This window comes from Variovorax sp. WDL1 (genome assembly GCF_001541225.1).
Classification (GTDB): Bacteria; Pseudomonadota; Gammaproteobacteria; order Burkholderiales; family Burkholderiaceae_C; genus Variovorax.
Map to the genome: position 1 here is coordinate 1 of NZ_LMTS01000287.1, position 1,780 is coordinate 1,780.

2 protein-coding genes are annotated in these 1,780 nt (G+C 71.3%); both read right to left on the minus strand.

Annotated features, from left to right (window positions below; all coding sequences use genetic code 11):
- Nucleotides 1–67: 67 nt before the first annotated feature.
- On the minus strand, nucleotides 68–1,300 hold the full coding sequence (bioF, locus tag APY03_RS34470; protein WP_068684470.1) for an 8-amino-7-oxononanoate synthase: 1,233 nt from the start codon (nucleotides 1,298–1,300) through the stop codon (nucleotides 68–70).
- A partial coding sequence (locus APY03_RS44965; protein ID WP_232324521.1) for an aminotransferase class III-fold pyridoxal phosphate-dependent enzyme occupies nucleotides 1,284–1,780 on the minus strand: 497 nt, incomplete at its 5' end. The genes bioF and APY03_RS44965, both read right to left, overlap by 17 nt.

The following is a 1,780-nucleotide window of genomic DNA, read 5'->3' on the forward strand; positions in this document are numbered from 1 at the left end:
AGCCTCAACACAACAGCAACGTCCGAATCACCCGACAGCATGTTCAGCAAGCCCCACCCCCGATGTTTCACGCCGCCTCCTTCCACGGCTGCGCCACCAGCCGCCCCAGCGCATCCACCAGCCGCGCCACATCGCTCTCCCCGTGGCTGGCCGACAGCGCGATGCGCAGGCGCGCAGTGCCGACCGGCACGGTGGGCGGACGGATCGCGCCGACGCGCAGGCCGAAAGCGTCGAGCTGCGCCGACAGCTGCATCGCGCGCGCGTTGTCCCCCACGATCAACGGCTGGATCGCAGTCGACGACTCGGCAAGCCTGGCCATGCCGCCGGCGGGCAACACGCGCTGCAGGCCTGCCCGCAGTTGCGCGATGCGTGCGCGCAACTGCGCGCGACGCCGGTTCCCTTCCTCGCCTTCGATCAGGTCCAGGCTGGCGAGCAGCGCATGGGCCATGGCCGGCGGCGCGGCGGTGGTAAAGATGTAAGGCCGCGCGCGCTGCACCAGGTAGTCGATCACGGTGCGGTGTGCGGCCACGAAGGCGCCCGCCACGCCGGCGGCCTTGCCGAGCGTGCCGACGAGGATGATCCGCTCGGAGCGCAGGCCCATCTCTTCGAGCACGCCGCGGCCCCGCGCGCCCAGCACGCCGAAGCCATGCGCATCGTCCAGCACCAGCCAGGCATCATGGCGCTCGGCCAGCGCCAGCAGCTCGGCGACCGGCGCGATGTTGCCGTCCATGCTGAACACGGCATCGCTCACGATCAGCTTGACCGGCGCTTCGCAGGCCCCGAGCTGCGCATCGAGCGCCTGCACGTCGCAGTGCGGGTAGCGCTCGACACGCGCCTTGGCCAGGCGCGCGCCGTCGATCAGCGAGGCATGGTTGAGCGTCTCGGAGAAGATCACAGCCTCGGCGCCACCGAGCGCGGAAAGCACGGCGAGGTTGGCCATGTAGCCGGTGCAGAAGAACAGGCTCTGCGCCTCGGGAATGTGCGGCGCCATCCAACCGGCAAGCCGCTCCTCGAGCTGCGCATGCGCGCGAGAGTGGCCGAGGATCAGGTGCGAGCCGCCGCTGCCGGCGCCGTAGCGCGCGGCGCCCTCGGCCAGCGCCGCAGCCAGCACCGGGTGCGCGGCCAGGCCGAGGTAGTCGTTGCTGCCGAAAGCCAGCACAGTGCGCGGCGCGGCGGCGCCGGCCAGCGTGAGCTGCTGCTCGGGCGCGCAGGGCGTCTCGGCGATCAGCCGCCGGCGGCGCAGGGTTTGCGCATCCAGCGTGGCGATCTCGTGCTGGAGGCGGTCAAGCAAGCGCGACATCGCGAGCCTCCTTGGCAGCGGGCGAAAGGTCGAGCGCATCCAGCGTGGCGACCGTGCCTTCGACCATGCGGTCGATCTCGTCGTCGCCGATCGCGTACGGTGGCATCAGGTAGACGGTGCAGCCGATCGGGCGCATCAGCAAGCCCTGGTCGCGCGCCGCAAGATGGAAGCGCTCGGCAAAGCGCTCGCCGGGCTCGCGCACGTCGAAGGCGGTGATCATGCCGCGCTGGCGCAGGTGGTCGACCGGCCGCGTGCCCAAGCCCTCGTGCAGGCGCTGCAGGATGCGCGCCGCCCGCGCGCGGTTGCGGTTCAGCGCGTCTTCGTGCGTGAACAGGTCGAGCGTGGCCAGCGCCGCGCGGCAGGCCAGCGCATTGCCGGTGTAGGAATGCGAATGCAGGAAGCTGCGCGCCACGTCGTCGTCCACGAAGCCCTGGTAGATGGCCTCGCGCGTCATCACCAGCGCGAGCGGCAGGTAGCCGC